The organism is Streptomyces sp. CNQ085 (assembly GCF_022614595.1).
Classification (GTDB): domain Bacteria; phylum Actinomycetota; class Actinomycetes; order Streptomycetales; family Streptomycetaceae; genus Streptomyces.
The window spans coordinates 1-25,359 of record NZ_JAJFAU010000066.1; the positions used below are offsets into that span (position 1 = coordinate 1).

Genomic DNA, 25,359 nt, shown 5'->3' on the forward strand with positions numbered 1-25,359 from the left:
GCGCGCACCGCTCCGGCCGCCGCGTCCAGCACCGCCTCGCGGGGCGCGCCCAGGTCGAAGGGGGCCCGGTGGACCGCGACAGCGCCGCCCGGCAGGTCCACCAGGACGGCGGTGACCTCGTCGCGGTCCAGGTGCAGGCCCACCGCGTGGCGCGCGTCGCGCACCAGGCGCCACAGGGTGCGCGGCTTGCCTCCGGTGGACGGACGCCGCCCCGCCTGCGCCACCAGGCCCGCGTCCCGCAACCGGGCGGTGATCTTGCTGACGGCCTGCGGCGTCAGCCCCGCGGCCTGGGCCAGTTCCGACCTGCTCGCACCCGCCTCGCCCGCCGCGCGCAGCAGGTCCAGGACGAGCGCCGCGTTGCGGCCGCGCGGGGCCGGCGGGTTCGCGGCGGCCGGAAAGGAAGTCGTGCCGGGGGCGGCACCGGCGCGGAAGCGGGGGGAGAGGGGGGTCACGGGTCCATTCTCACGTCCGCTTGCACTTTGGCAACGGCGTTGCCAAAGTGGGCGCCATGAACGCCGCCTCCCCGGTCCCCAACCCCCTGCGCGTCGGACTGATCGGCTACGGTCTGGCCGGCTCCGTCTTCCACGCGCCGCTGATCGCCGCCACCGACGGGCTCGTACTGGACACCGTCGTCACCTCCTCCCCCGAAAGGCAGCGGCAGGCCCGCGCCGAGCACGGCGAGGAACTGCGCACCGCCGCCGGCGCCGACGAGCTGTTCGCGCGCGCCGGCGAGCTCGACCTCGTCGTCGTCGCCTCCCCCAACCGCACCCACGTCGAGCTGGCCACCCGGGCCCTGGAGGCCGGACTGGCCGTCGTCGTCGACAAGCCGCTGGCCGCCGGCGCCGACGAGGCCGAGGCGCTGGCCGACCTCGCCGAGCGCCGCGGACTGCTGCTGTCGGTCTTCCAGAACCGCCGCTGGGACGGCGACTTCCTCACCCTGCGCGACCTGCTGGCCGAGGGCGCGCTGGGCGAGGTGTGGCGCTTCGAGTCCCGCTTCGAACGGTGGCGCCCCGGCCTCAAGGGCGGCTGGCGCGAGTCCGGCGACCCCGCCGAGCTCGGCGGCCTGCTGTACGACCTGGGCAGCCACGTGGTGGACCAGGCGCTCACCCTCTTCGGCCCGGCGGTCTCCGTCCACGCCGAGTCCGATGCGCGCCGCCCCGGCGCCGAGGCCGACGACGACACCTTCATCGCCCTGCGCCATGCCTCGGGCACCCGCTCCCACCTGTGGGTCAGCTCCACCGCCGCCGCCCTCGGCCCCCGCTTCCGGGTCCTGGGCAGCCGAGCCGCCTACGTCAAGTACGGCCTCGACCCCCAGGAGGACGCCCTGCGCGCCGGCGCCCGCCCCACACCGGGCGAGCCGTGGGGCTCGGAGGCGGAGTCCGCATGGGGCACCCTGGGCGCGGCGGACGACGTGCGGCCCGTGCCCTCCCGCGACGGCGACTACCCCGCGTACTACGCCGCCGTCGCCGCCGCCCTGCGCGAGGGAGGCGAACCCCCGGTCACCGCGCGGGAGGCGGCCGGCGCACTGCGGGTGCTGGAAGCGGCCCGCACCTCGGCGGCCGAGGGTCGCACCGTACGGCTCGGCTGACGGGCGGCTCGGCCGACGCGGTGGCGGGCCCGGCCTCAGCCGCCCAGCGCATGGGCGACGGTGTGGATCGCCAGGCCCGCCAGCGCTCCCACCACCGTGCCGTTGATCCTGATGAACTGCAGGTCGCGGCCGATGTGCGCCTCGATCTTGCGGGAGGTGTGCCCGGCATCCCAGCTCTCGACCGTCTCGGTGATCAGGGAGGTGATCTCGTTCCGGTAGGTGGTGACGACATGCGCCGCCGCCCCCTCGATCCAGCCGTCGACCTTGCCCCGCAGCCCGCCGTCCCCCGACAGTCGCGCGCCCAGCGACAGCAGCGAGGCACGCGCCCGCAGCCTCAGCTGGCTGCGCTCGTCCCCGGCCGCCGCCACCACCATGGCCCGCACCGCCGACCAGGCCGAGGCGATCAGCTCCTGCACCTCGTCACGGTCCAGGATCTCCGACTTCAGCCGCTCCACCCGCGCCCGGGTCTCGCCGTCGGACTGCAGGTCGGCGGCGAAGTCCCGCAGGAAGCGGTCCAGTGCCCCGCGCGCCGGGTGGTCGGGCATGTCCCGCATCTCCGAGACGAAGCGCAGCAGCTCCCGGTAGACGCGCTCGCCGACCTTGCGGTCCACGAAACGCGGCGTCCACCCCGGCGCCCCGCCCGCCACCGCGTCCATCACCGAGTCGCTGTGCCACACCAGCCAGTCATGGGCCCGCGAGACCACCAGATCCACGACCCGGGCATGACCGCCGTCGGCGACGATCCGCGACAGCATCCGGCCCAGGCTCGGCGCGATCTCCTGCGCGTGGGCACGCCGGGTGATCGCCTCGCCCACCACCGCCTGCACGTCGTTGTCCCGCAGTACGGCCAGCGCCCCGCGCAGCGCGGTGGACAACTCGGCCGTCACCCGGTCGGCGTTCTCCGGCCGGGCCAGCCAGGCACCCAGCCGCCCGCCGATGCCCACCGAACGCAGCCTCCGCCGCACCACCCCCTCGGCGAGGAAGTTGTCACCGACGAAGTCACCCAGACCGCGCCCCAGTTGGTCCTTCTTGTTCGGAATGATCGCGGTGTGCGGGATCGGCAGCCCCATCGGCCGCCTGAACAGCGCGGTCACCGCGAACCAGTCGGCCAGCGCACCCACCATGCCCGCCTCGGCCGCCGCCGCCACATAACCGGCCCAGGCCCCCGCCCCCGCCCGCTGCGCCCAGGTGGCCAGCGCGAACACCAGCGCCGCCAGCAGCAGCGCACCGGTCGCGGTGGCCTTCATCCGGCGCACCCCGCGCCGCTTCTCCTCGTCGGCGGCCGTGAAGGCCACCGGGCTGAACACCGCCCCGGCCGGCTGCCGGGAGTCCGCGGTCCGCCCGCCTCCGAAGTCCCCGGCGTTCTTCCCGTCCGTCGTCGTCCGCTCCATCGTCTCCACCCGTCCGCGCCGTCCCGGCCGCAATTGTCGCAAGGTACCGCCGGCGGAACGCCGAACGCACCGCCCGCGGCCCGCACCGCGAACCCGCCCGCCCGCAGAGCCCGGCCGCCTCACGCCCTTTCACCGATCACGTAACAGGCCGGGCCATCCGGCGGGGCCACTCCGGCCGCCATGGGATCACGGAGGAGGCGCCGACCACTTCGCACACCTGGGCCCGCGCCGCCCGAGGGGGACTCTTCCGTGTACGAGCGAGGCTGCCGCCCGTGAGCAAGAACATGGGATACGCCCTGCCGGCAGGGCTCGCGGCCGTCGTGGTCCTGGCCGCCGGCGCCGTGTTCGTCGGCGGCGATGTCAGGGGCGCCTCACCGGCCAGGCTCTGACCCCGGCGCCGGATCCCCGGCTCCCACGGTCCGGACCAGCCCGGACCGGCTCACAGCGCCCCCCTGCGGCTGTCCGGCACCCCCACGGGTGATGGCGGAGCGTGAGGCTCCGCTCACCGCACGCGCCCGGAATCCGGCGGCCGGGCCTCACCGGGCACACCCACACGCGTCCGCCGGCGTTCCGCGCACCGCCGCGGACGCCCACTGCCCTCGCTCACCGGATTGGACGGCGCCAGAGTGTCCTACGGATCATTCCGCCATAAAAAGGAGTGGGCAAGCCATACCGACAAGGAGACCGCGGTCATGAGCGAGGAACCCGAGGAGCCGAACAGCAGCGGGAAGCAGCAGCCGGCCACCGGCCCGCGCCGGTCGCCCGTCAAGCGGAGGATCCTGGGCGCCGCCGTCCTGGTCACCGTGGCCGCGACAGGCGGACTGATCACCGGCTATGTGCTCGTGGAGATCCCCAACCCCAACTCCGCGGCCACCGCCCAGAACAACGTCTACCTCTACTCCGACGGCACGCAGTTCGCCCGCGACGGCGACGTCAACCGCCAGAACGTCCGGCTCGAGGACATCCCCGAACCCACCCGGCACGCCGTGCTCGCCGCCGAGGACCGGGACTTCTACCACCAGCCGGCCATCGACGTCACCGCGATGATCCGCGCGGGCTGGAACATGCTCCAGGGCAAGGGCAAGCAGTCCGGATCCACCATCACCCAGCAGTACGTCAAGAACTACTACCTGGACCAGGAGCAGACCCTCACCCGCAAGGGCAAGGAACTCTTCATCGCCATCAAACTCGACAACCGGGTGAGCAAGGACGAGATCCTGACCGGCTACCTCAACACCAGCTACTTCGGCCGCAACTCCTACGGCATCCAGGCCGCCGCCCAGGCCTACTACGACAAGCACGCCTCCGACCTGACCACCGCGGAAGGCGCCTACCTCGCCGCCCTCCTCAACTCCCCCAACCTCTACGACGTCGCCGCCCACCCCGAGAACCGGGAACGCGCCCTCGCCCGCTGGAAGTACGTCCTGAACGGCATGGTCGAGGAAGGCTGGCTCGAACCCCGCGAACGCGACACCATGGCCTTCCCCGAACCCCGCGACCCCAAGCGCCCCTCGGCCCTGGCCGGCCAGCGCGGCTACCTCGTCGAAGCCGTCAACACCCACCTCACCGAGAACGGCATCCTCGACGAGCAGGAACTGGCCAAGGGCGGCCTGCGGATCACCACCACCCTCGACCGCGAGAAACAGGATGCCCTGGTCAAGGCCGTCGAGAAGGAACTCCTGTCCAAACTCGGCGACGAACGCGAAGAGGACTCCTACGTCCGCGCCGGAGCCTCCTCCGTCGAACCCCGCACCGGCGAGGTCGTCGCGATGTACGGCGGCATCGACTACACCCAGCGGTACGTCAACAACGCCACCCGCCGCGACTACCAGGCCGGCTCCACCTTCAAGCCCATCGTCTACGCCTCCGCCGTCCACCACCGCGCCAGGACACGCGGCGGAAAACCCATCGGCCCCGACACCACCTACGACGGCGCCAGCGGACGCACGGTCCTCGGCGCGGACGGCCCCACCAAGTGGGCCCCGCACAACCAGGACAACGTCAGCTACGGCTCGATCCCCGTCACCACCGCCATGAACAAGTCGGTCAACGCCGTCTTCGCCCAGATGGGCGCCGATGTCGGCGCCGAGAGGATCAAGAAGACCGCCGTCGCCCTCGGCCTGCCCCCCGACACCCCCGACATGGCCGAGTCCGACACCTCCATCTCCCTGGGCACCGCCACCCCCAGCACCCTCGACATGGCACAGGCCTACGCGACCCTCGCCAACCACGGCGAACGCGTCGACCGCACCCTCGTCAAGAAGATCACCCGCGACGGCGAGGACATCCCCGTCCCCGAGCCGGACACCGAGCAGGCCGTCTCCCGCCAGGCCGCCGACTCCACCACCGCGGTACTGCGCGAGGTCGTCAGGACCGGCACGGGCAGCCGCGCCGGGGCCCTGGGCCGCCCAGCCGCGGGCAAGACCGGCACCGCCGAGGAGAACGAGGCTGCCTGGTTCGCCGGCTACACCCCCGACCTGGCCACCGTCGTCGCCATCATGGGCCAGGACCCCGAAACCGGTGTCCACAAATCGCTGTACGGCGCCGCCGGAATGTCCCGCCTCAACGGCTCCGACTTCCCCACCCTCATCTGGACCGCTTACACCGCCGAGGCACTGCGCGGCACCCCCGTCAGGGACTTCGAGCTCAAGCCCGGCAAGAACCGCCTCCCCAAGGCCTCCCCCGACCCCTCCGGCAGCGCCGACCCCTCCGAAGCCCCTGACGGGGAACCCACTCCGGTCGACGGCACCGAGGAGACCCCGGAAGCCTCCGCCACCGACTCCGGCCGGGAGGACGCGGAGAACACCGGCGACAGCCCGGACACCGGGGACGACGGCGCGGGCGGCGACCCCGCCCCGGGGAAGAACGCCGGGAAACCCGGCGGCGACGGGAAGCACGGAGAAGCCCGCGAGGACCCCGCGGCCGACGCCTCCCCCAGCTCCTCGCCCTGACACCCCCGCCTCAAGCCCCGGCCGCGGGAACGGACATCCGCGGCGGGCACCCACGGCGGAGGACCGGACCCGGCGGCACCGCGGGCCCCGCGGAACCCGCCGCGGGGCCCGTCGCCCTCCCGGCGGACGCCGCCGCAGCAGCCGCTACAGATACAGCCCGGTGGAGTCCTCGGACCCCTGCAGCCGCTCGGCCGCCACGGCGTGCAGATCCCGCTCACGCATCAGCACGTACGCGACCCCGCGCACCTCCACCTCGGCCCGGTCGGCCGGATCGAACAGCACCCGGTCACCGGGCTCCACCGTGCGCACGTTCTGGCCGACGGCGACCACCTCGGCCCAGTTCAGCCGACGGCCGACCGCCGCCGTCGCGGGAATGACGATGCCACCGGAGGACCGGCGCTCGCCCTCGGGAATGTCGGTACGCACCAGCACCCGGTCGTGCAGCATCCGGATGGGCAGCTTGTCGTGGTGGGGCGTCTTGGAACTCACGGCAGAACCGTATCCCAGCCCGTCTCCGCGCCGCTCAGCGGTGCCGCCGCCGGGACGACACCACCAGCAGCCCGGCCACCCCCGCCACCACGAGCGCCACCGGCACGATCCGCGCCGCCCGGGGGCGGCCCTCCTCGTCCGTGAACCGGTCCCGCGCGTCCGACAGCGCATGGTTCACCGCGACATACGCCCGGCCCGCGGTGCGGTCCACGGCCGACGCCGCCCGCGCCCTCACACCGTCGGCGATCGTCTTCGGGTGCACCCGCACCGCCAGCTCGTCAAGCGTCTCGGCGAGCTCCCGCCGCCTGCTGACGATCTCCGCCTCGATCTCCGCGGGGGTCCTGGCTTCCGACACCGCACTGCCTCCGTCGTCTCATCCGTCTCATCCGCCCCACCCGGGCCGCCGTGCACCGGAGTCCCGGTGCCGGACAGTCTGGCAGTTCCCCCACCTCCGATGCCCCGCGCCACCCCCGTCACACCCCGTGGCTAGGCTTTCGAACCGATAACGGCCCCGACAGCGGTCCCGGCCGAGGGACCGCGAGCCCCGCCCGAGGAGCACCGATGAGCGAGCGACTGCAGCCCGGCGACACCGCCCCGGCCTTCACCCTGCCCGACGCCGACGGCAACCCCGTCTCGCTCGCCGACCGCGCCGGACGCAAGGTGATCGTCTACTTCTACCCCGCCGCCCTCACCCCCGGCTGCACCAAGCAGGCCTGCGACTTCACCGACAACCTCGACCTCCTTGCCGGCGCGGGCTACGAGGTGATCGGCGTCTCCCCGGACAAGCCGGAGAAGCTCGCGAAGTTCCGCGAGAGGGAGAACCTCGGGGTCACCCTCGTCGGCGACCCGGAGAAGAAGGTGCTCCAGGCCTACGGCGCCTTCGGCGAGAAGAAGATGTACGGCAGGACCGTCACCGGTGTCATCCGCTCCACGGTGATCGTCGACGAGGAAGGCAGGGTCGAGCGGGCGATGTACAACGTCAGGGCCACCGGCCACGTCGCCAAGCTCATCCGGGACCTCTCCCTCTGAGACCCCGCCCCCGCCCCGGCCCGGTTCCTCCCCCGCGTGACCTCCCGGCGCGCCGTTCGTCGACCAGTGCGAGTCCGCGACAGAAGACCGAACGGCCACGGCGCGGACCGGGGGCACGAAGGGGAGGGGCCATGATCAGCCCGTACACGCGCGAACGCCTTGCCCGGGCTGTGGCGTGGTGACTGGCCGGACAACCGCATCCGCAACCTCTGGCTGGTCTGCCCCAACTGCCACGCGGTCACGGTCATCTGGCGCCGAGGAGGCGAGAACGAGGGGGCGCGCCGCCGGCGGCCGACACATGTCCATCCGCGCCCGGCGTCCTGGACCGATACGATGTCGTACGCCCCGCGGCCGTGGCGGAATTGGCCTACGCGCAGCACTTAGGATGCTGTGGGAGAAATCCCTTGAGGGTTCGAGTCCCTCCGGCCGCACAGACCTTTCGTTCGAAGGCCCGGCTCGCTGAGCCGGGCCTTCGGCGTCCGCGTCGGCGGAACCGCGGCCGCGGGGGCGGCCGTCAGCCCAGGAGTTCGCGGACCACCGGGGCGAGGGCCCGGAAGGCCTGGCCCCGGTGGCTGATGGCGTTCTTCTCGTCCGGGCTCAGCTCCGCGCAGGTGCGGGTCTCGCCCTCGGGCTGGAGGACCGGGTCGTAACCGAAGCCGCCGGCGCCGGCGGGCTCGCGGCGGAGGGTGCCGGGCAGGCGGCCCTCGACGACGCGTTCGGTGCCGTCGGGCAGGGCCAGGGCGGCCGCGCAGGCGAAGTGTGCGGTGCGATGGGGGTCTTCGATGTCGGAGAGCTGGGCGAGGAGCAGGTCGAGGTTGGCCCGGTCGTCGCCGTGGCGTCCGGCCCAGCGGGCGGAGAAGATGCCGGGGGCGCCGCCGAGGACATCGACGCACAGGCCGGAGTCGTCGGCGACGGCGGGCACCGCGGTGGCCCTGGCCAGGGTGCGGGCCTTGAGGAGCGCGTTCTCGGCGAAGGTGAGACCTGTCTCCTTGACGTCCGGAACCTCCGGGTAGGCGTCGGCGCCGACCAGGGTGAGGCCCAGTCCGGCGGCGGAGAGGACGGCCTCCAACTCTCGGACCTTGTGGGTGTTGCGGGTGGCGAGGATCAGGCGCTGGCTCATGGGGACCGATTATCCCGTCGCGGCAGCCGGAATCGTCGGGCGGGCCGGGGATCCGGGCGGCGTTCCCGGTATCCGCCGGCCGGGGCGCGCCGGCCGGGCCGTCAGCCGGGGGTGCAGACCTGGGTCAGTTCGTCGGCGGCGTCGACGACGGGGCCGGCGTCGGGGGCCCTGCCCTGTTCGACGGATTCGCGGGCGTTGTCGGCGGCCGTGCGCATGTCCTCGGCGACCCGGGTGATGTCGGCGTCGTCCGTGCTGTCGATGATCTTGTCGAGGTTCTCGTTGATGCGGTCCAGGGACCGGTCCACCTCGGCCGGGTTCTCGACGCCGTCGGCGACGGCCTGCTGGAGGGCGTTGGCACTGTCCACGACGATGACGGCGGTGTTGGCGCAGTCCAGTGCGTTCTGGACGGCGCCGCAGCCCGTCAGGGAGAGGGCGAGGACGACGGGGGCGAGGGCTGCGAGGGTGGTCCGTCTGCGCATGCGGGGGTGGTCCTCCTGATGTCTGGACGGGCCGCACGGCTCGACCCGTACGGCCCGTGCCCTGTAGGACGCGTAAAGCGCTCGCAAAGTTCCGTGTCGCGCCCGCTTTCCCGCCGGGTGTCACCGGGGTGGGCCGGGGTCCGGGCCGGGAGTCAGGCCGGGTGCGGCGAGCCCGCGTCCAGTGCGTGCCGCTGGGCGCCGTCGAGTTGGGCGCAGCCGGCGACGGCGAGGTCGAGGAGGGCGTCGAGTTCGGTGCGGGCGAAGGGGGCTCCCTCGGCGGTGCCCTGGACCTCGACGAAGCGGCCGTCGCCGGTGCAGACGACGTTCATGTCGGTCTCGGCGCGGACGTCCTCCTCGTAGCAGAGGTCGAGGAGGGGGGTGCCGTCGACGATGCCGACGCTGACGGCGGAGACGGTGCCGGTCAGTGGCTGGGCCTTGGCTCGGACGAGTTTGTGGTCGCGGGCCCATGCGAGGGCGTCGGCGAGGGCGACGTAGGCGCCGGTGACGGCGGCGGTGCGGGTGCCGCCGTCGGCCTGGAGGACATCGCAGTCGAGGACGACGGTGTTCTCGCCGAGGGCCTTGAGGTCGACGACGGCGCGCAGGGAGCGACCGATGAGGCGTGAGATCTCGTGGGTGCGTCCGCCGATCCTGCCGCGGACGGATTCGCGGTCGCCGCGGGTGTTGGTGGAGCGGGGGAGCATGGCGTACTCGGCGGTGATCCAGCCCTCGCCGCTGCCCTTGCGCCAGCGGGGTACGCCTTCGGTGACGCTGGCGGTGCAGAGGACGCGGGTGTCGCCGAAGGAGACGAGGACGGAACCTTCGGCGTGCTTGCTCCAGCCGCGTTCGATGGTGACGGGTCGGAGTTGTTCGGCTGTGCGGCCGTCGATGCGTGACATGGGTGCGAGCCTAGTGGCCCCCGGATGGGGCGGCCGTTCGGGTGAAGGGCCTGGTGGCCTGGTGCGCGGGGCGAGATGGCTACATCATGTCCTCGATCTCGGCGGCGACGGGGTCGGCGTCGGTGCCGATGACGACCTGGATGGCGGATCCCATCTTCACGACGCCGTGTGCGCCGGCGGCCTTGAGTGCGGCCTCGTCGATGAGGGCGGGGTTCTCGACCTCGGTGCGCAGGCGGGTGACGCAGCCTTCGATCTCGACGATGTTGTCGATGCCGCCGAGTCCGGCGACGATGTTCTCCGCTTTGCCGGGCATGTCCTCCGCCTTCCCGCCGGCTGCCGCCGACCGTCCGGGCCAGTCCTGTGTCCGGCGCCCTCTGGGAGCCAGATTGGCACATTAACCCACGTTATGAACATTTCGCGAGGGGGCGCCTCATCGGCTCCATACCGCTCCGCGGCTCCGCGGCTCCGCGGGGAAGAGGGTTGCGGGTGGTCCGGGTACTGCATTCCGGCACTGTCCCCGCTCCGGCGGCCTCCTTGCCCGTCTGGGGGCTTTCGTCGCCATTGTTCGTGTTACAAGGTGACTTGAAGGCTCTGCTGCCCATCCGATGCCTGCGATGCGGAGGCGCGGCGCCGACCGCACGGCCCCACGGGAGGAAGCCGATGACCACGGCCACGGCCAGGATGTCCGACGAGGGCGGGGACAGAGGTGGGGGCAGGGGTGGGGGCAGGGGCGACAGTGGGAGCGGGAAGGGGCGCGGCGCGGGCATGATGGCGGTGGCCCAGCGCGTCGGCCGCAGTCTGATGCTGCCGATCGCCGTGCTGCCCGCGGCGGCTCTGATGGTCCGGCTGGGTTACGAGGACATGCTGGGCCGGGAGGGTTTCCCGGATTTCGTCAACCGGATCGCCGAGTTCCTGGCGGCGGGCGGCGGGGCGCTGCTGGACAATCTGCCGCTGCTGTTCGCCGTGGGCATCGCGGTCGGCTTCGCCAGGCGGGCGGACGGCTCCACGGGGCTGGCGGCCGTTGCGGGCTATCTGGTCTTCCAGCAGGTGATGGCCACTTTCATCGATCCCAATCTGCCTCCCGAGGAGGGCGTCGCCCGGCCCGCGGACGCCGGTGTGCTGGGCGGTGTGGTGATGGGGCTGGTCACCGCCGTGCTCTACCAGCGCTACCACCGCAAGAAGCTGCCGGACTGGCTGGGTTTCTTCGGCGGGCGCCGGCTGGTGCCGATCCTCGCGTCGTTCGCCGGTCTGGTCCTGGGGGTCCTCTTCGGTTACGCCTGGCCGGCGCTGGGGGCCGGAATCCACGGTTTCGGCGAGTGGCTGGTGGGGTCGGGGGCGCTCGGGGCGGGGGTGTTCGGGGCGGCCAACCGGGCGCTGATCCCGGTGGGGATGCATCATCTGCTCAATTCTTTCCCGTGGTTCCAGGCGGGTTCCTACGAGGACGACGGGATTCGGCACGAGGGGGACATCGCACGCTTCCTGCACGGGGACCCGACGGCGGGTCAGTTCATGACCGGCTTCTTCCCGATCATGATGTTCGCCCTTCCGGCGGCCTGTCTGGCGATGTATCACTGCGCGCGGCGCGAGCGCCGCAAGGCGGTGGGCGGGATGATGTTCTCCGTGGCGCTGACCGCCTTCGTCACCGGGGTGACCGAGCCGATCGAGTTCACGTTCATCTTCGTCGCGCCGGCGCTGTACGCGGTGCACGCGGTGCTGACGGGGGTGTCGATGGCGCTGAGCTGGGCGTTGGGGGCACGGGACGGCTTCGGCTTCTCCGCCGGGGCGATCGACTTCCTGCTGAATCTGGGGATCGCGTCCAGGCCGTGGCTGCTGGTGCTGCTGGGGTTGTGTTTCGCCGTGGTGTACTACGCGGTCTTCCGGTTCGCGATCGTGCGGTTCGATCTGCCGACGCCGGGCCGGGAGTCGGACGAGGAGATCGCCGAGCTGGAGAAGGCGCAGTACCGGGCGTAGTCCGGCGCCGGTCTCGGCCGGAACCGGCGCCGACCGGTCAGATCTCGTAGACGGCGCCGGGGCGGGCCATCTCCACGGGGCCGTCGAAGGCGTTCTGTGCGTCGCGCAGGTTGTGCCGGGGGTCCGTCCACGGCGGGATGTGGGTGAGGACCAGGCGTTCGGCACCCGCCCGCCGCCCGCACTCCCCGGCCTGCCGCCCGTTGAGGTGGAGTTCGGGGATGTCCTCCTTGCCGTCGGTGAAGGATGCCTCGCACAGGAAGAGGTCGGCGCCTCGGGCCAGGTCGCACAGGGCGTCGCAGGGGCCGCTGTCCCCGGAGTAGACCAGGGCCCTGCCGTCGTGCTCAACGCGGAAGCCGTAGGTTTCCACCGGGTGCCGCACCCGGTCGGCGGTGACGGTCAGCGGTCCGAGCCGGAAGGTGCTCCGGGGGGCGAGGTCGCGGAAGTCGAAGACCTCGCTCATCGACTTCTCGGTCGGGGTGTCGGCGTAGGCCGTCGTCAGCCGCTGTTCGGTGCCCTTGGGGCCGTGTACCGGGATGGGCTCGCAGCGCCCTCCCTCGTGCCGGTAGTACCGGGCCACGAAGTACGCGCACATGTCGATGCAGTGGTCCGCGTGGAGGTGGCTGAGGACGATGGCGTCGAGGTCGTAGAGGCCGCAGTGGCGTTGCAGTTCGCCCAGGGCGCCGTTGCCCATGTCGAGCAGGAGCCGGTAGCCGTCGGCCTCGACGAGGTAACTGGAGCAGGCCGATTCCGCGGACGGGAACGATCCCGAGCAGCCGACGACGGTGAGCTTCATTGGGGAAGGAACCTCCGTGGCCCGGGAAGAGGGGTTACCTGAGCGTAAGGCGCATGGGGGCCGGTGGCTCCTCCGCGGTGCCCCGTTGTGGGCGGAATCACCAGGGCGGGGGTGGTGCGGGGCGCGGATGGTGCGGCACGTGGAGGCGGGCGGCGCACGGGTTCGGCCCTGAGCTCCCCGCACCGCCGCTCCCGGCTGCCGGAGGGGCGTGGCGCGGCGGGCGGGCGCAGCGGGTTCGCGGGGCGGGCTCAGGCCCAGAGCTGTCCCTGGAGGGCCTCGACCGCGGCCTCGGTGGTGGGTGCGGTGTAGATGCCGGTGGACAGGTACTTCCAGCCTCCGTCGGCGACGACGAAGACGATGTCGGCGCTTCGGCCCTCGCGTACGGCCCTGCGGCCGACGCCGATGGCGGCGTGGAGGGCGGCGCCGGTGGAGACCCCGGCGAAGATGCCCTCCTGGGCGAGGAGTTCGCGGGTGCGGGTGACGGCGTCCTCGGAGCCGACCGAGTAGCGGGTGGTCAGGACGGTCTCGTCGTACAGCTCGGGGACGAAGCCCTCGTCGAGGTTGCGCAGACCGTAGACGAGATCGTCGTAGCGCGGTTCGGCGGCGACGATCTGGATGCCGGGCACCTTCTCGCGCAGGTAGCGGCCGGCGCCCATCAGGGTCCCTGTGGTGCCCAGTCCCGCGACGAAATGGGTGATCGAGGGCAGGTCGGCGTAGATCTCGGGGCCGGTGCCGGCGTAGTGGGCACCGGCGTTGTCGGGGTTGCCGTACTGGTAGAGCATGACCCAGTCGGGGTGCTCGGCCGCGATCTCCTTGGCGACGCGCACGGCGGTGTTGGAGCCGCCGGCGGCCGGAGAGGAGATGATCTCGGCGCCCCACATGGCCAGCAGTTGGCGGCGCTCGGCGCTGGTGTTCTCGGGCATGACGCAGACCATGCGGTAGCCCTTGAGCTTGGCCGCCATGGCCAGGGAGATGCCGGTGTTGCCGGAGGTGGGCTCCAGGATGGTGCGGCCGGGGCTGAGCCGGCCGTCCTTCTCCGCCTGCTCGATCATGTGCAGGGCCGGGCGGTCCTTGATCGAACCGGTGGGATTGCGGTCCTCCAGCTTGGCCCAGACGCGGACGTCCTCGGACGGCGAGAGCCGCGGCAGGCGCACCAGAGGGGTGTTGCCCACCGCGGCGATCGGCGAGTCGTAGCGCATCAGCGCATGCCCCCGGCCACGGCGGGGAGGATCGTCACGTTGTCGCCGTCGCTGAGCTTGGTGGAGATCCCGTCCAGGAAGCGGACGTCCTCGTCGTTGAGGTAGACGTTGACGAAGCGGCGCAGTTCGCCGCCCTCGACCAGCCGCTCCCGGATGCCGCTGTGGCGGGTCTCCAGGTCCTCGATGAGCTCGGCGAGGGTGCCGCCGTCGCCCTCGACGGCCTTCTGCCCGTCGGTGTAGGTGCGGAGGATGGTCGGGATGCGGACCTCGATGGCCATGGGTGTACTCCTGTGGGAGAGGGCGGGAAGCTTGCGGGCCTTGGCACATGCGCGTGGGCGAGGTGCGGCCGGATCGCACGGGGATGGCCGTCCGGGTCAGGCGCGGTCGGCTGCGCGGCGGCGGCATTCCGGCTCGCGGTGCCGGGGGGACCCCAGGGCACTGGCGAGGCGACACAGATCGACGTGCAGGCGCGCCACGAGCAGCGTGCCCGGGGACTTACCCGGGTGGGTATCGCTCACATCGTGGTTAACCATGGGCTCATGGTAACGATTCCCGCCTCCGAATCCGGATACCTGTTCCATGATGCGGACCTCGCCGTCTCACCTGTTGTCAGGTCCGGGGATCAGCCCTCGTAGGCGGGGACGATCCTGACCTCCTCCTCCGTGATCTCGCCGTCGATGATGCGGAAGGAGCGGAATGAGAAGGGCCCCTCGTCGTTGCCGCACTCGGCGGTGGAGACCAGGACGTAGTGGGCGCCGGGCTCGCCCGCGTAGGAGACATCGGTGCGCGAGGGGTAGGCCTCGGTGGCGGTGTGGGAGTGGTAGACGACCACCGGCTCCTCGTCCCGGTCGTCCATCTCGCGGTAGAGCTTCAGCAGGTCCGCGGAGTCGAACTCGTAGAACGTGGGCGAGCGGGCGGCGTTCAGCATGGGGATGAAGCGCTCGGGGCGCCCGCTGCCGGCGGGGCCCGCGATGATGCCGCAGGCCTCGTCGGGGTGGTCCCGGCGGGCGTGGGCGACGATCCTGTCGTGCAGCTCCTGTGTGATGGCCAGCATGGGCGACAGCATAGGCAGGACGCACGGGCGGGGCCCCGCGGTGGTGCCGTGCCGCCCGGGGGCGGCGGGTGTCACTTGGCGAGCGTGGGGGTTCCGTCGGCGCCGCCGGGACCGGCGGCGGCCTCGGCGGCCTCGATCTGCTCGTCGCTCTCGCCGGCGTCGCGGCGGCGGATGTAGTCGAGGACCCGGTTGAGCTCCCTCCTGACGACGGGCGCCAGCAGGTAGAGGCCGACGATGTTGAACACCGCGGCGAGGAAGAGGAAGGAGTCGGCCAGGGAGACCAGGGAGGACAGCGACATCAGCGCACCGGTGATGACGATGAGGCTGAAGAGCACCTTGTAGACGTTCTCGCTGGTCTTGCTGCGGCCGAAGAGGTAGGTCCACGCCTTCATGCCGTAGTAGCTCCAGGTGATGATCGTGGAGAAGGCGAAGAGCAGGACCGCGACGGCCAGGATGTAGGGGAACCAGGAGATCGCGCTCTCGAAGGCGTCGGAGGTCAGCGAGACGCCGGAGGCGATCTCCTCACCGTTGGCGCTGGCCTCGCGGGCCGCCTCCCAGCTCGGGGTGCGGGCGATGACGATGGTCAGCGCGGTCATGGTGCAGACGACGACGGTGTCGATGAACGGCTCGATCATCGCGACCAGGCCCTCGGTGGCGGGGCGCTTGGTCTTCACCGCGGAGTGGGCGATGGGGGCCGAGCCGATGCCCGCCTCGTTGGAGAAGGCGGCGCGCTGGAAACCGACGATCAGGGCGCCGATGAGACCGCCGGCCACGCCCTCGGGGGCGAAGGCGCCCACGACGATGTCCGAGATGGCGTCGGGCACGGCGGCGACGTTGGTCAGTATGACGAAGAGGCAGGCGACGACGTAGACGATCGCCATCGCGGGGACCAGTCGGCTGGTGACGGCGCCGATGGAGCGCATGCCGCCGATGAGGACCAGGGCGACCAGGGCCGCGATCAGGACACCGAAGAAGAGGGCGCCGCCGGAGCTGCTGAAGAGGCTGTCGTCGCCGCCGGTGACGGACTGGAGCTGCTCCAGGCTCTGGTTGACCTGGAAGAGGTTGCCGCCGAAGAAGGTGAAGAACAGCAGGGCGATGGCGGAGCCGACGGCGAGCGCCTTGCCCAGGCCGCCCAGGCCGCGCTCGGCCATGCCCTTGCGCAGATAGTGCATCGGGCCGCCGGAGACGGTGCCGTCGGCGTGGACCTCGCGGTACTTCACGCCGAGGGTGCACTCGACGAACTTGGTCGCCATGCCGAGGAGGCCGCAGGCGATCATCCAGAAGGTGGCGCCGGGACCGCCGATGGTGACCGCGATGGCCACACCGGCGATGTTGCCGAGGCCGACGGTGCCGGAGACGGCGGAGGTGAGGGCCTGGAAGTGGTTCACCTCACCGGGTGCGTCCTTCTGGTCGTACTTGCCGCGGACCAGTCCGAGGGCCTTGGGCAGGTGGCGGACCTGGGCGAAACCGAAGTACCCGGTGAACACCAGTCCCGCGACCACCAGCCAGCCGACGATCCAGGGGAACTCGGTGTCTCCGAGCGGGATGGTGTAGAAGACGATGTCGCTGATTGTCGAGGCGATCGGATCGATGAATTCACTGATGGATTCGTCGATCCGTGTCGTCCAGGATTCGTTTGCCATGGGTTCCCTCTGGCTGTAGCGGCTGCGGGGACGTGTGGGGGCTTACGCAACGGCGGTTACCGGTGGTACGGCGGATGGACCGACCTCGGCGTCCGGTCTCGAGCGCGGTTTCCTCCGAAGTTCTCCGGGCCGTAAGACACGGATAAAAAAATCGGTTGGGTGTTCCTATCACGCTGCGCTATCACACTGGTGTGATATGGATCACATGCTCATATTACGGTCGCATCACACAGGGGAATTCACGGATAAAACGGGCGGTCGAACCGCTCGAAGGAGCGCCGCATCCGATTAACGGAGAGTTTCGGTGACCCTCCGCGACAGGACGGGCCCGTAGCGACTTTTTAATGTAGGGGACAAGTAAATACCCGGAATCAGCGGCCGTCCCGGGCCGCCGTGCCCCCGCCCCCCACCGGCGCTCCGCATCCGGTCCGCACGGGCGCGGCGGGGCGCCTCAGGGCATCAGCGCCTCAGGGCATCAGGGTCTCCACCAGGGATTCCTGGAGCGCCCCCAGCCACAGATACGCCATCACCATCGGCTTGCGCGGATCGCCGTCCGGCAGCGCGTAGAACTCGTCGCCGTCCTCGTCGTCGGTGATCTCCAGGCGTGCGCCGATGGTCAGCCGCAGGTCGTTGAGCGTGCCGAGCCACTGGCGCGACTGCCCGGGGGCGAGGGTGAGCACCGCTCCCCCCTCGCCGGCGGGGGCGAGGGAGTCCAGGGCGCGCACCACGGCGAGACCGTCCTCGCGCTTGCGGGCGCGCAGGTCGTTCTCGGTGTAGCGCCGGAACTCCGCGGCGGCCTCGCGCGTCTTCTCGTCCCTCCCGGCACCGGGGCCGCCGTAGGCGTCGGGGAAGAGCCTGGCCAGCGCCGGGTCGGAGGGCGGCTCGGTGGGGCCGTCGGTCATCAGCGCGGCGAGCGGGTCCTGCTCACCGCCGGCCTCGTCCGCGCCCGGGCCGGGCCCGATGAGCTCCAGGAGCTGAACGGTGAGGCTGCGCAGGATGGAGATCTCCACCTCGTCGAACGCGCCGGCGGCGCCTCCGGGCACTCCGGCCGCGGGCTGGAAGAGCCCGGCCATCAGCGGTCCTGCCGGAGAGTCGCCCACAGGCCGTAGCCGTGCATGGCCTGCACGTCGCGCTCCATCTCCTCGCGGGTGCCGCTGGAGACGACCGCGTGGCCCTTGTGGTGGACGTCCATCATCAGCTTCCTGGCCTTCTCCTTCGGGTAACCGAAGTAGGTCTGGAACACGTAGGTCACGTAACTCATCAGGTTCACCGGGTCGTTGTGGACGATCGTCACCCACGGGACGTCCGGCTCGAAGACCACCCGGGGGGCCTCGTCCGAGGCGGGGCGGGTGATCTCGGCGGGGGCGACCGACAGCCACGCCACATGGGGGCCGCGCGGGCCGGGTACGCGGTCCACGGCGGGCGGCCGCACGGCCGCGGCGGCGGACGGTGTCATCCGGAGTGTGTCGTCGCTCACGGTTCCCATGCTGCCACTGCGGCCGGGCGGCGGTGCAAACCGGGGTCCGGCGGGCGGCGGCACGATCTCCCGGAACCAGATATCGTCAAACTGACGACATTGGGGGTAGCATCCGTCCCATGAACACCGCAGACCTGGGCCTGCCGGTCGCCGTGCCGTCCACCGCCCTCTTCACCGACCACTACGAACTCACCATGGTCCAGGCGGCGCTGCGCGGCGGGACCGCCGACCGGCGCTCCGTCTTCGAGGTCTTCACCCGCCGCCTGCCCGAGGGCCGCCGCTACGGCGTGGTGGCGGGTACCGGGAGGGTTCTGGACGCGGTGGAGAACTTCCGCTTCGAGCCGGAGGTCCTGGATTTCCTGCGCGAGCGGGGCGTGGTGGACGAGCCGACCCTGAAGTGGCTGGCCGGCTACCGCTTCCGCGGCGACATCAGCGGCTACCCGGAGGGCGAGGTCTACTTCCCCGGCTCGCCGGTCATGCGGGTTGAGGGCGCCTTCGCCGAGTGCGTGCTGCTGGAGACGGTGATCCTGTCGATCCTCAACCACGACTCGGCCGTCGCCGCCGCCGCGTCCCGGATGGCCGTCGCGGCCGGGGGGCGCCCGCTGATCGAGATGGGGGCGCGCCGCACCCATGAGCTGTCGGCGGTGGCCGCGGCCCGGGCGGCGTACGTCGGCGGCTTCTCCAGCACCTCCGACCTGGCCGCGGGCTTCCGCTACGGCATCCCCACCGTCGGCACCAGCGCCCATGCCTTCACCCTGCTGCACGACACCGAGCGGGACGCCTTCACCGCGCAGGTGGAGTCCATGGGCAGGGGCACCACGCTCCTGGTGGACACCTACGACGTGGCCGAGGCCGTCCGCACCGCCGTGGAGGTGGCGGGCCCCGGCCTGGGCGCGGTGCGCATCGACTCCGGCGACCTGCTGCTGCTCGCCCACCGGGTACGGCAGCAGCTCGACGAGATGGGCGCGCGGGACACCAGGATCGTCGTGACCAGCGATCTGGACGAGTACGCCATCGCCTCGCTGGCCGCCGCCCCGGTGGACGCCTACGGAGTGGGCACCCAGCTGGTCACCGGCAGCGGGCACCCCACGGCCTCGATGGTCTACAAACTGGTGGCCCGCGCCGGCTCCTCCGATCCGCGGGCGCCGCTGCGTCCGGTGGCGAAGAAGTCCATGGGCGGGAAGCTGTCGGTCAAAGGCGTGAAGTGGGCCGCCCGGCGGCCGGACACGGACGGCGTGGCCGAGACCGAGGTCGTCGGCACCGGCGAGGTGCCCGCACATCTGGCGGACCACCTGCTGACGGTGGACCTGGTCCGCGGCGGCGAGATCGTGGCGCGCGAGCGGCTGGAGGCGGCCCGCGAGCGGCACCTGCGGGCCCGTGACGGGCTGCCGCTGTCGGCGACGCAGCTCTCGCGCGGCGAGCCGGTCCTGCCCACCGAGTACGCCGGCGGGTGAGACGCGGTGCGCCCACGCACTCCCGCGGCAGGCGCCGAGTGTCTAAGGTCGGACACGTCCCGCCCGCGCGTTCCGCGGGTCGCGCCCGACGGCCCGCGGTCGCCGCCGGCCGGTCGCAACAGTCCGTAAGCCTGTAACAGCCAGCCAGTCAGTCACTCCAGCCGAAAGGTGTGCACCATGCACCGGGCCCTGATCGTCGTGGATGTCCAGAACGACTTCTGCGAGGGCGGCAGCCTCGCTGTGGCGGGGGGTGCCGACGTGGCCGCGGCCATCACCGACCTCGTCGGGCAGAGCACCGCCGGATACCGCCACGTGGTGGCCACCCGTGACCACCACGTCTCCCCGGGCGGCCACTTCTCCGACCACCCCGACTTCCGCCACTCCTGGCCCGCGCACTGCGTGGCCGGGACCGAGGGGGTGGGCTTCCACCCGAACTTCGCCCCGGCCGTCGCCTCCGGTTCGATCGACGCGGTCTTCGACAAGGGCGCGTACGCCGCCGCCTACAGCGGCTTCGAGGGCGAGGACGAGAACGGCGTCCCGCTCGCGGACTGGCTGCGCTCCCACGATGTGACGGAGGTGGACGTGGTGGGCATCGCCACCGACCACTGCGTGCGCGCGACCGCGCTGGACGCGGCCCGGGAGGGTTTCCGCGCCCGGGTGCTGCTCGGCATGACGGCCGGGGTGGCGGCGCGGACCACCGAGCTGGCGCTGGAGGAGATGCGCGGGGCGGGCGTGGAGCTGTCGGGCGAGCCGGTGGTCCGCGCCACCTGAACCCGGCGCCGCGGCGGGCCTCCCCGGCCACCGCCGGGCGGCACCCGGGCGCGCGGCTGTCCTTCTGCCCGGACCTCCGGCCTTCGGCCGCCACGGCGACAGTGGTCCCCGGCCGACGGGCCCCGCCGGTGGCACGGCGGTGAGACCAGTGGTGACACGTCGGTGGGGGAAGGGGCGCGAGCGGCCTCGGGACCGTCTCCGGCCGAGTTCGGCGCGGCGGAGGGAAACGGCGAACGGGCGCCTCCACCCGTCCTCCCGGACGGACGCTCCTCCGGCGGTCCGCGGTCCGCGGTCCGCTCAGCCGGCCGCGGCGCGGCGCAGGGCGCCTACGGGCCGCCACAGGACGCTCTCCGCGTACGCCGCCCCCTCCTCTGCGGCCGGAGCGCCGGTGGCGCCGTGCTGCGGGGCCGGGCGCCAGACCAGGCCGTCGGGGTGGTGCAGCACCGCGCTGATCTCGTCGGGGGTGGGCGGCTCGGTGTTGCCGCGCAGGTAGACCGCGCGCAGGCCGAGGTTCCTCAGCCTGGTCAGGGCACGGGCGCGGTTGGCCGCGTGGACCAGGAAGCGGGCGCGCTGCCCGCCGCGCCCCGGCCGGGGCACGGAGAGCGCCACGACCACGCTGCCGTCCGGCAGCCTTGTCCAGCCGCCGCCTGCCATCTTCACCACTCCCCTGTTATACACCACGTCAACAACGGCCCACCGCCCTCGGCAGGTAGGCGCATTCTCAGCACGATCGGCCGCCGCCCGCTAGGGGCGACGGCCGATCGTTTCCCGCCTTACCGCTGTGACCCGCGCAAAAGCGGTGTCACTCGGCACCGCGGGGATTTCGCACGGGTGTCACCTGGTGGAGGGGCCGACCCGGACGGTGATCGTCTTGCCGTTGAGCGGCTGGTGGACGATCGTGATGCGGGTGTTGGTGTCGGGCACCTTCACGCTCGCGGTCGGGTTGGACTCGTCCCAGTACGTGCCCTTGCGGTCGTCGAAGTACGGCTTGCCCAGCTTCCAGCCGATCTTGGTGGGATCGCCGTCCTTGTGCAGAGTCATGCCGCGCGTCGGGTACCAGCTGAAGGTGGAGTCGTAGGACTGGATGCGGTTGCGCATCAGCGTCCCGTCGGACCACTTCTCGGCCTTGGGGTGGGCGTCGATCGGGAGGACCAGGCCCTCACCCGGGTGAACGCTGGTGTTGTTGTCCAGCTGCGAGGTGTCCCACAGCCAGATCAGCAGGCCCTTCTGGTACGGGTAGCGCTCGACCCAGTCCGGGCGGCTGTCCAGCCAGCCGAAGTTGTACGGGCCGGTCTTCAGCGTCTTGTCGTACGAGACGTACTGACGGTTCTCGGCGATGTAGAACTGCGGGTAGGAGTTGGTGAACGAACCGCCGATGCGGGAGAAGCCGCTCGCCGTCCACCCGTTGTCGTCGCCCTCGGCGCCGTCGGTGACGATCGCCCGGCCGTCGGCGGTGATGGTGATCTCGTCGGCGGTGAAGCCCTTCTCCGCCACACCGCCGTCGGTGCGGTAGTGGAAGCGGAGGTCGATCTCCTGGCCGGCGTAGGCGTCCAGCGGGAAGGAGAGGTCCTCCCAGCCGTCGGAGAAGTCGTCGAGAGCGGGGGTGCCGGAGGCGTCCTCGCCGAGCGGATCGCCGTTTCGGGTGCCGTCCAGGGCCGTCCAGGTGGCGCCGCCGTCGGTGGAGACCTGGGTGTAGAGGTAGTCGTAGCCGGCCTCGATCTCCCACCAGCCCTTGAGGTCGAGCGACGCGGAGGAGACTCCGGTCAGGTCGACGGTGCGGGTCAGGGAGTTGCGCAGGTCGTCACCGCTGCCGCTCCACCACTGCTTCTCGCCCGCCGCGGGCTCGACGACCTCGGTCGTGACCTCCTTCTCGGGGAGTTCCACGATCAGCGCCTGCGGGTTCTTGCCCTGGTGGGCGGAGACGCCCAGCTTGTGGGTGGACCTGGTGGCGGCCTTGGCCGTCTCGTAGTCCAGCCAGCCCAGGGACAGCTTGTCCCAGGCGGTCATCTCGCCGGCCCAGTCGCCGATGGCGTCCTCGCCGTTGTTCAGCCAGGAGCCGGACGACATCAGGCTCCAGAAACCCGTGGAGTTCTCGCCACCGGAGGTGTCGTACAGGTCCGGCAGGCCGAGGTCGTGGCCGTACTCGTGGGCGAAGACGCCCAGGCCGCCGTTCTCGGGCTGCACGGTGTAGTCGCCGACCCAGATGCCGGTGTCGCCGATCTCGGTACCGCCGGCCTTGTTGAACTCGGGGCCGGTCCTGCCGTAGTCGGTGCCGTAGGCGTACCAGCGGTGGGCCCAGATGGCGTCCTCGCCCTGCGCGCCGCCGCCGGCCGACTCGTCCTCGCCGGCGTGGACGAACTGGAAGTGGTCCAGGTAGCCGTCGGGCTCGTTGAAGTCGCCGTCGCCGTCGTGGTCGTAGCGGTCCCACACGTCGTACTCGGCGAGCCGGGCCTTGATCTCATCGGTGGTGTGGCCGGCGGCCTTCTGGTCGGCGACCCACTGGTTCACGCCGTCACGGACGGCGTCCCAGACGGTGTCGCAGGTGCTCTGACCGCAGGCGTTGTTGCCGTAACGGGCCTCGTTGTAGTCGACCTTGACCCAGTCGGAGACCATGCCGTCGACGGAGTACTTACCGGAGGACTGGGTCTCGTAGTACGTCTTGAGCGAGCCCTCGCCCTCCCCGAAGTAGATGTCCTCGAAGTGCTCCTGGCTGAAGTCCTCCTTCCACAGCGTGGTGTTGTTGTGCTCGCGGTCGGGCTCGGCGATCTGGTTGTGCAGCGGACCGGGGGTGCCGCCGAACCTGGGGTCGATCTTGTCACCGAACTCGATGAGGATGGTGAAGATCTTGTCGGTCTTGATCTGCTCCATCTCGACGTACTTGTCGTCGCCGAGCTTCATGACCTTGGAGCCGTTCTTGGTCACGGGCTTCTGACCGGAGGCGAGCCGCTCGAGGGCCGCGAGGCGCTGGGAGCGCTGCTTCTTGGTGAGCGGTCCGGGCAGGTCGTGGTCGACGTGCTTGCCGTCCTTCTCCTTGCCGTGCTTGTGCCCGCCCTTGGCGTGGTCGCCGTGTTCCGCGGCGGCCGGGTCGCGGCCGTCGGGCGCGGTGCCCTCGTGGGCGTGGGCGGTGCCGGCGGTCAGCAAGGTCGCCCCTATGACGGCGACCGTCGTGGCCAGTGCGGCGGATCTGATCGTCCTCCGTTGGCTCTTCACTAGGTATTGCCCTCCCCATGCATGGCCATGGCACATGTGTGCACACGTGTGGAGGCATTTGACACGAGCGGCGACTGAAAAAACAGTCCTTGATTTGAGCACGCCACACAAGTACGGTGTCCGGCCAGCCAGTCGAGGAGTCCGGAGACCGGACGGTAACGGGTGACGACGGTACGATCGCGGCGCGGCGGGGTTATTCCGTGCGCCCCCGTGCGTCGGTGACGGCGGGTCGGCCCGTGCTTACCCGCGGCCCTGTACGGGCATTCGGCCTCGTAGAGTCGTTCGACGGACCACGTTCGCCGTCCGGCGGCCTCGCCCCGGTCAACCACCGGACCCGGAGGACGGATTCTGTCATGCCTTCTGTCATGCCGCGCCCGAATCCCGCACAGTTCGCCTACGGTTCGGCCACTGTCGTCCTCTCGGCTCTCGCGATGCCACTGGTGTCGCAGACGCGTTCGGGAGCCGGAATCGCGGTCATCGCGAGTACGGCGCTCGCACTCGGACTGTTCGTCGCGGTCAGGGCGCCCGTCCGGCGCCCCCGGGGGCCTCGCGTCCGTCGCGCCCGGTGGCCGGCGCCCGGCGGAGACCTCCGCGCGCCACTGAACCGGCCCGGGCGCGGGCGGCCGGGCCGGGCGCTCCGCCCGTACGGCCTTCTTCGGGGCGGTGCGGTCCCCGCGTCCGGTGCGGCCCTGGCGTTCTCATGTCCCGGGTCGACCGCCCCGGGACGTACCGCGCACTGGGGGCGGGCCGTTCGGGGATCCCGCCCGGGCTCGTCCTCGTCCGGATCAGAGCGGGCCGGGCTCCTCGGTGCCGCGCGCCACGAAGGTGCGCGCCGCCTTGTCGTGCCAGCACTGCCGCCACGGCCGGTCGAACAGGCACCACAGGACGTTGACCACGCCGACGCCCAGTGGCGCCAGCAGGCCGTACACCAGCCAGCGGCGCAGCGCGGCGCCGAAGGAGGGGGTGCCCTGCTCCTCGATGTCGAGCACCTGAACGCCGAACAGCTTCTTGCCGGGCGTGCGGCCCCAGCGGGCGGTGGGCAGCACCTCGTAGAGGAGCCCGAACAGCAGCAGAGCGCCGAGCACGATCGCCAGGTAGACGCCGGTGGTGCCGTCGACCAGCCAGATCTGCCGTGTCTCGCCTGCCTGTTCGGCCGCCGCCACCTGCTCGCGGAAGTGCTCGGCGCTGGGGCCGGCGAAGGGGAAGGCCACTGCCGCGGCCACCGCCGCGGTGAGGACGCCGTCCACCACGCGGGCGCCCAGCCGGCGTCCGAGCCCGGCCGGGCGGGCCTGCCGCCGGGCGGCCCTCAGGAAGGGGTCGTCGGCCGGGGGCCGCCAGGGCACGACCTGCTCCGGGCCGCCCGCCCGGACGGACGGCGACTGCTGCCGCGGCAGGACGGGTGCGGACGCGTGCGGTACCGGGTCGTGCGGTGCGGACCCAGGGGCGCGCTGGGCCAGTTCGTGTACCTGCCGTGTCCAGGAGGGCTGTCCGGACGTCGGAACGGCGGGCGCGGGCGCGAGCGCGCCGGGAGCCTCCACCGCGGGCGCCTCCGTACGACGCAGCCCCACGGTGTCCTCGGGCCTGACGGGCCGTCCGTCCGCGGCCGGAGCGGCGCCCTCGGGGCGTACGGGCCGCATCCGCGCGGTGCCGTGGTCGCGCGGCTGTGTACTTCCTTCGCGCGGGTCCGGGACGGGCCCCAGTGCCCGCGGAACACGGCCCGCGCCCCGCGCCGGGGCGGCCGGGGGTCGGTCTCGCGGTGGCCCACGAGGATGCCCCAGGTGTCCTCCAGGTCGAAGGGCGGGGAGCCGGTGGCCATCTCGTACAGCACACAGCCGAGCGAGTAC

Annotated in this window: 25 protein-coding genes and 1 tRNA gene; 7 read left to right on the forward strand and 19 right to left on the reverse strand. The window is 71.8% G+C overall.

Going from position 1 to position 25,359, the window contains the following annotated elements; all coding sequences use genetic code 11:
• A partial coding sequence (locus LJ221_RS13180; RefSeq protein ID WP_374228438.1) for a MarR family transcriptional regulator occupies window positions 1-452 on the reverse strand: 452 nt, incomplete at its 3' end.
• 56 nt (window positions 453-508) lie between these two features.
• Here LJ221_RS13180 and LJ221_RS13185 point away from each other — a divergent pair.
• Window positions 509-1,588, forward strand: coding sequence for a Gfo/Idh/MocA family oxidoreductase (locus LJ221_RS13185; RefSeq protein ID WP_241716595.1), 1,080 nt, complete (start codon window positions 509-511; stop codon window positions 1,586-1,588).
• A 35-nt stretch (window positions 1,589-1,623) separates the two neighbouring features.
• On the opposite strand, the gene LJ221_RS13190 is transcribed toward LJ221_RS13185, so the two are convergent.
• Window positions 1,624-2,979 (reverse strand): DUF445 domain-containing protein, encoded by a 1,356-nt coding sequence (locus LJ221_RS13190; RefSeq protein WP_241716597.1) that lies wholly within the window; start codon window positions 2,977-2,979, stop codon window positions 1,624-1,626.
• A 692-nt stretch (window positions 2,980-3,671) separates the two neighbouring features.
• Between LJ221_RS13190 and LJ221_RS13195 the strand changes: the two genes are divergently transcribed.
• Window positions 3,672-5,930 (forward strand): transglycosylase domain-containing protein, encoded by a 2,259-nt coding sequence (locus LJ221_RS13195; RefSeq protein ID WP_241716599.1) that lies wholly within the window; start codon window positions 3,672-3,674, stop codon window positions 5,928-5,930.
• A gap of 144 nt (window positions 5,931-6,074) precedes the next feature.
• Here the strand turns inward: LJ221_RS13195 and LJ221_RS13200 are convergent, their stop codons facing one another.
• Window positions 6,075-6,377: a co-chaperone GroES gene (locus LJ221_RS13200; protein WP_093655608.1), complete on the reverse strand. Its 303-nt coding sequence runs from the start codon at window positions 6,375-6,377 to the stop codon at window positions 6,075-6,077.
• A gap of 76 nt (window positions 6,378-6,453) precedes the next feature.
• On the reverse strand, window positions 6,454-6,774 hold the full coding sequence (locus LJ221_RS13205; RefSeq protein ID WP_241716602.1) for a DUF3618 domain-containing protein: 321 nt from the start codon (window positions 6,772-6,774) through the stop codon (window positions 6,454-6,456).
• A 206-nt stretch (window positions 6,775-6,980) separates the two neighbouring features.
• Here LJ221_RS13205 and bcp point away from each other — a divergent pair, with 206 nt between their 5' ends.
• Complete coding sequence (bcp, locus tag LJ221_RS13210; RefSeq protein WP_241716604.1) at window positions 6,981-7,448, forward strand: thioredoxin-dependent thiol peroxidase; 468 nt, start codon at window positions 6,981-6,983, stop codon at window positions 7,446-7,448.
• A gap of 347 nt (window positions 7,449-7,795) precedes the next feature.
• Window positions 7,796-7,879 (forward strand) — tRNA-Leu (locus LJ221_RS13215).
• Between the two features lie 83 nt (window positions 7,880-7,962).
• Here LJ221_RS13215 and rdgB read toward each other — a convergent pair.
• From rdgB to LJ221_RS13235, 4 genes are all read right to left on the reverse strand, one after another.
• Complete coding sequence (rdgB, locus tag LJ221_RS13220) at window positions 7,963-8,568, reverse strand: RdgB/HAM1 family non-canonical purine NTP pyrophosphatase (protein ID WP_241716606.1); 606 nt, start codon at window positions 8,566-8,568, stop codon at window positions 7,963-7,965.
• Between the two features lie 101 nt (window positions 8,569-8,669).
• A complete protein-coding gene (locus LJ221_RS13225) occupies window positions 8,670-9,047 on the reverse strand; it encodes a hypothetical protein (RefSeq protein WP_241716608.1) in 378 nt (125 codons plus the stop codon).
• A 152-nt stretch (window positions 9,048-9,199) separates the two neighbouring features.
• The gene (rph, locus tag LJ221_RS13230; RefSeq protein ID WP_241716610.1) at window positions 9,200-9,943 is read right to left on the reverse strand and encodes a ribonuclease PH; all 744 of its coding nucleotides are present in this window, start codon (window positions 9,941-9,943) and stop codon (window positions 9,200-9,202) included.
• Window positions 9,944-10,022: 79 nt separating this feature from the next.
• Window positions 10,023-10,328, reverse strand: coding sequence for a PTS glucose/sucrose transporter subunit IIB (locus LJ221_RS13235; protein ID WP_302852000.1), 306 nt, complete (start codon window positions 10,326-10,328; stop codon window positions 10,023-10,025).
• A gap of 380 nt (window positions 10,329-10,708) precedes the next feature.
• Between LJ221_RS13235 and LJ221_RS13240 the strand changes: the two genes are divergently transcribed.
• Entirely contained in the window at window positions 10,709-11,914 is a 1,206-nt protein-coding gene (locus tag LJ221_RS13240) for a PTS transporter subunit EIIC (RefSeq protein WP_241716632.1), read from the forward strand.
• A 37-nt stretch (window positions 11,915-11,951) separates the two neighbouring features.
• Here the strand turns inward: LJ221_RS13240 and LJ221_RS13245 are convergent, their stop codons facing one another.
• From LJ221_RS13245 to clpS, 8 genes are all read right to left on the reverse strand, one after another.
• Window positions 11,952-12,707, reverse strand: coding sequence for an MBL fold metallo-hydrolase (locus tag LJ221_RS13245; RefSeq protein ID WP_241716614.1), 756 nt, complete (start codon window positions 12,705-12,707; stop codon window positions 11,952-11,954).
• A gap of 248 nt (window positions 12,708-12,955) precedes the next feature.
• The gene (locus LJ221_RS13250; RefSeq protein WP_241716616.1) at window positions 12,956-13,906 is read right to left on the reverse strand and encodes a PLP-dependent cysteine synthase family protein; all 951 of its coding nucleotides are present in this window, start codon (window positions 13,904-13,906) and stop codon (window positions 12,956-12,958) included.
• The gene (locus LJ221_RS13255) at window positions 13,906-14,184 is read right to left on the reverse strand and encodes a MoaD/ThiS family protein (protein WP_093654152.1); all 279 of its coding nucleotides are present in this window, start codon (window positions 14,182-14,184) and stop codon (window positions 13,906-13,908) included. The genes LJ221_RS13250 and LJ221_RS13255 overlap by 1 nt, the downstream gene beginning before the upstream one ends.
• Window positions 14,185-14,280: 96 nt before the next feature.
• On the reverse strand, window positions 14,281-14,439 hold the full coding sequence (locus tag LJ221_RS13260; protein WP_374228439.1) for a putative leader peptide: 159 nt from the start codon (window positions 14,437-14,439) through the stop codon (window positions 14,281-14,283).
• Between the two features lie 89 nt (window positions 14,440-14,528).
• Window positions 14,529-14,960: a Mov34/MPN/PAD-1 family protein gene (locus LJ221_RS13265; RefSeq protein ID WP_241716619.1), complete on the reverse strand. Its 432-nt coding sequence runs from the start codon at window positions 14,958-14,960 to the stop codon at window positions 14,529-14,531.
• Between the two features lie 71 nt (window positions 14,961-15,031).
• Window positions 15,032-16,603, reverse strand: coding sequence for a sodium:alanine symporter family protein (locus LJ221_RS13270; RefSeq protein ID WP_241716621.1), 1,572 nt, complete (start codon window positions 16,601-16,603; stop codon window positions 15,032-15,034).
• Window positions 16,604-17,070: 467 nt separating this feature from the next.
• On the reverse strand, window positions 17,071-17,676 hold the full coding sequence (locus LJ221_RS13275) for a DUF2017 domain-containing protein (protein ID WP_241716623.1): 606 nt from the start codon (window positions 17,674-17,676) through the stop codon (window positions 17,071-17,073).
• Entirely contained in the window at window positions 17,676-17,978 is a 303-nt protein-coding gene (clpS, locus tag LJ221_RS13280; RefSeq protein ID WP_241716634.1) for an ATP-dependent Clp protease adapter ClpS, read from the reverse strand. Before clpS ends, LJ221_RS13275 begins: the two co-directional genes overlap by 1 nt.
• A gap of 221 nt (window positions 17,979-18,199) precedes the next feature.
• Between clpS and LJ221_RS13285 the strand changes: the two genes are divergently transcribed.
• Both LJ221_RS13285 and LJ221_RS13290 read left to right on the forward strand, forming a co-directional pair.
• Window positions 18,200-19,534: a nicotinate phosphoribosyltransferase gene (locus tag LJ221_RS13285; protein ID WP_241716625.1), complete on the forward strand. Its 1,335-nt coding sequence runs from the start codon at window positions 18,200-18,202 to the stop codon at window positions 19,532-19,534.
• A 177-nt stretch (window positions 19,535-19,711) separates the two neighbouring features.
• Window positions 19,712-20,305, forward strand: coding sequence for an isochorismatase family protein (locus LJ221_RS13290; protein WP_241716627.1), 594 nt, complete (start codon window positions 19,712-19,714; stop codon window positions 20,303-20,305).
• A 297-nt stretch (window positions 20,306-20,602) separates the two neighbouring features.
• On the opposite strand, the gene LJ221_RS13295 is transcribed toward LJ221_RS13290, so the two are convergent.
• The 3 genes from LJ221_RS13295 to LJ221_RS13305 form a co-directional block, all read right to left on the reverse strand.
• Entirely contained in the window at window positions 20,603-20,959 is a 357-nt protein-coding gene (locus LJ221_RS13295) for a hypothetical protein (protein WP_241716636.1), read from the reverse strand.
• Between the two features lie 180 nt (window positions 20,960-21,139).
• Complete coding sequence (locus LJ221_RS13300; RefSeq protein WP_247719995.1) at window positions 21,140-23,551, reverse strand: immune inhibitor A domain-containing protein; 2,412 nt, start codon at window positions 23,549-23,551, stop codon at window positions 21,140-21,142.
• 749 nt (window positions 23,552-24,300) lie between these two features.
• The gene (locus tag LJ221_RS13305; RefSeq protein ID WP_308314776.1) at window positions 24,301-25,152 is read right to left on the reverse strand and encodes an RDD family protein; all 852 of its coding nucleotides are present in this window, start codon (window positions 25,150-25,152) and stop codon (window positions 24,301-24,303) included.
• Window positions 25,153-25,359 lie beyond the last annotated feature (207 nt).

Coding starts and splice junctions, on each gene's coding strand:
- LJ221_RS13185 (WP_241716595.1), top strand. CDS start 509: ATGAACGCCGCCTCCCCGGTCCCCAACCCCCTGCGCGTCGGACTGATC.
- LJ221_RS13190 (WP_241716597.1), bottom strand. CDS start 2,979: ATGGAGCGGACGACGACGGACGGGAAGAACGCCGGGGACTTCGGAGGC.
- LJ221_RS13195 (WP_241716599.1), top strand. CDS start 3,672: ATGAGCGAGGAACCCGAGGAGCCGAACAGCAGCGGGAAGCAGCAGCCG.
- LJ221_RS13200 (WP_093655608.1), bottom strand. CDS start 6,377: ATGCTGCACGACCGGGTGCTGGTGCGTACCGACATTCCCGAGGGCGAG.
- bcp (WP_241716604.1), top strand. CDS start 6,981: ATGAGCGAGCGACTGCAGCCCGGCGACACCGCCCCGGCCTTCACCCTG.
- rdgB (WP_241716606.1), bottom strand. CDS start 8,568: ATGAGCCAGCGCCTGATCCTCGCCACCCGCAACACCCACAAGGTCCGA.
- LJ221_RS13225 (WP_241716608.1), bottom strand. CDS start 9,047: ATGCGCAGACGGACCACCCTCGCAGCCCTCGCCCCCGTCGTCCTCGCC.
- rph (WP_241716610.1), bottom strand. CDS start 9,943: ATGTCACGCATCGACGGCCGCACAGCCGAACAACTCCGACCCGTCACC.
- LJ221_RS13240 (WP_241716632.1), top strand. CDS start 10,709: ATGATGGCGGTGGCCCAGCGCGTCGGCCGCAGTCTGATGCTGCCGATC.
- LJ221_RS13245 (WP_241716614.1), bottom strand. CDS start 12,707: ATGAAGCTCACCGTCGTCGGCTGCTCGGGATCGTTCCCGTCCGCGGAA.
- LJ221_RS13250 (WP_241716616.1), bottom strand. CDS start 13,906: ATGCGCTACGACTCGCCGATCGCCGCGGTGGGCAACACCCCTCTGGTG.
- LJ221_RS13255 (WP_093654152.1), bottom strand. CDS start 14,184: ATGGCCATCGAGGTCCGCATCCCGACCATCCTCCGCACCTACACCGAC.
- LJ221_RS13260 (WP_374228439.1), bottom strand. CDS start 14,439: ATGGTTAACCACGATGTGAGCGATACCCACCCGGGTAAGTCCCCGGGC.
- LJ221_RS13265 (WP_241716619.1), bottom strand. CDS start 14,960: ATGCTGGCCATCACACAGGAGCTGCACGACAGGATCGTCGCCCACGCC.
- LJ221_RS13270 (WP_241716621.1), bottom strand. CDS start 16,603: ATGGCAAACGAATCCTGGACGACACGGATCGACGAATCCATCAGTGAA.
- LJ221_RS13275 (WP_241716623.1), bottom strand. CDS start 17,676: ATGGCCGGGCTCTTCCAGCCCGCGGCCGGAGTGCCCGGAGGCGCCGCC.
- LJ221_RS13285 (WP_241716625.1), top strand. CDS start 18,200: ATGAACACCGCAGACCTGGGCCTGCCGGTCGCCGTGCCGTCCACCGCC.
- LJ221_RS13290 (WP_241716627.1), top strand. CDS start 19,712: ATGCACCGGGCCCTGATCGTCGTGGATGTCCAGAACGACTTCTGCGAG.
- LJ221_RS13295 (WP_241716636.1), bottom strand. CDS start 20,959: ATGGCAGGCGGCGGCTGGACAAGGCTGCCGGACGGCAGCGTGGTCGTG.
- LJ221_RS13300 (WP_247719995.1), bottom strand. CDS start 23,551: ATGTGCCATGGCCATGCATGGGGAGGGCAATACCTAGTGAAGAGCCAA.
- LJ221_RS13305 (WP_308314776.1), bottom strand. CDS start 25,152: ATGCGGCCCGTACGCCCCGAGGGCGCCGCTCCGGCCGCGGACGGACGG.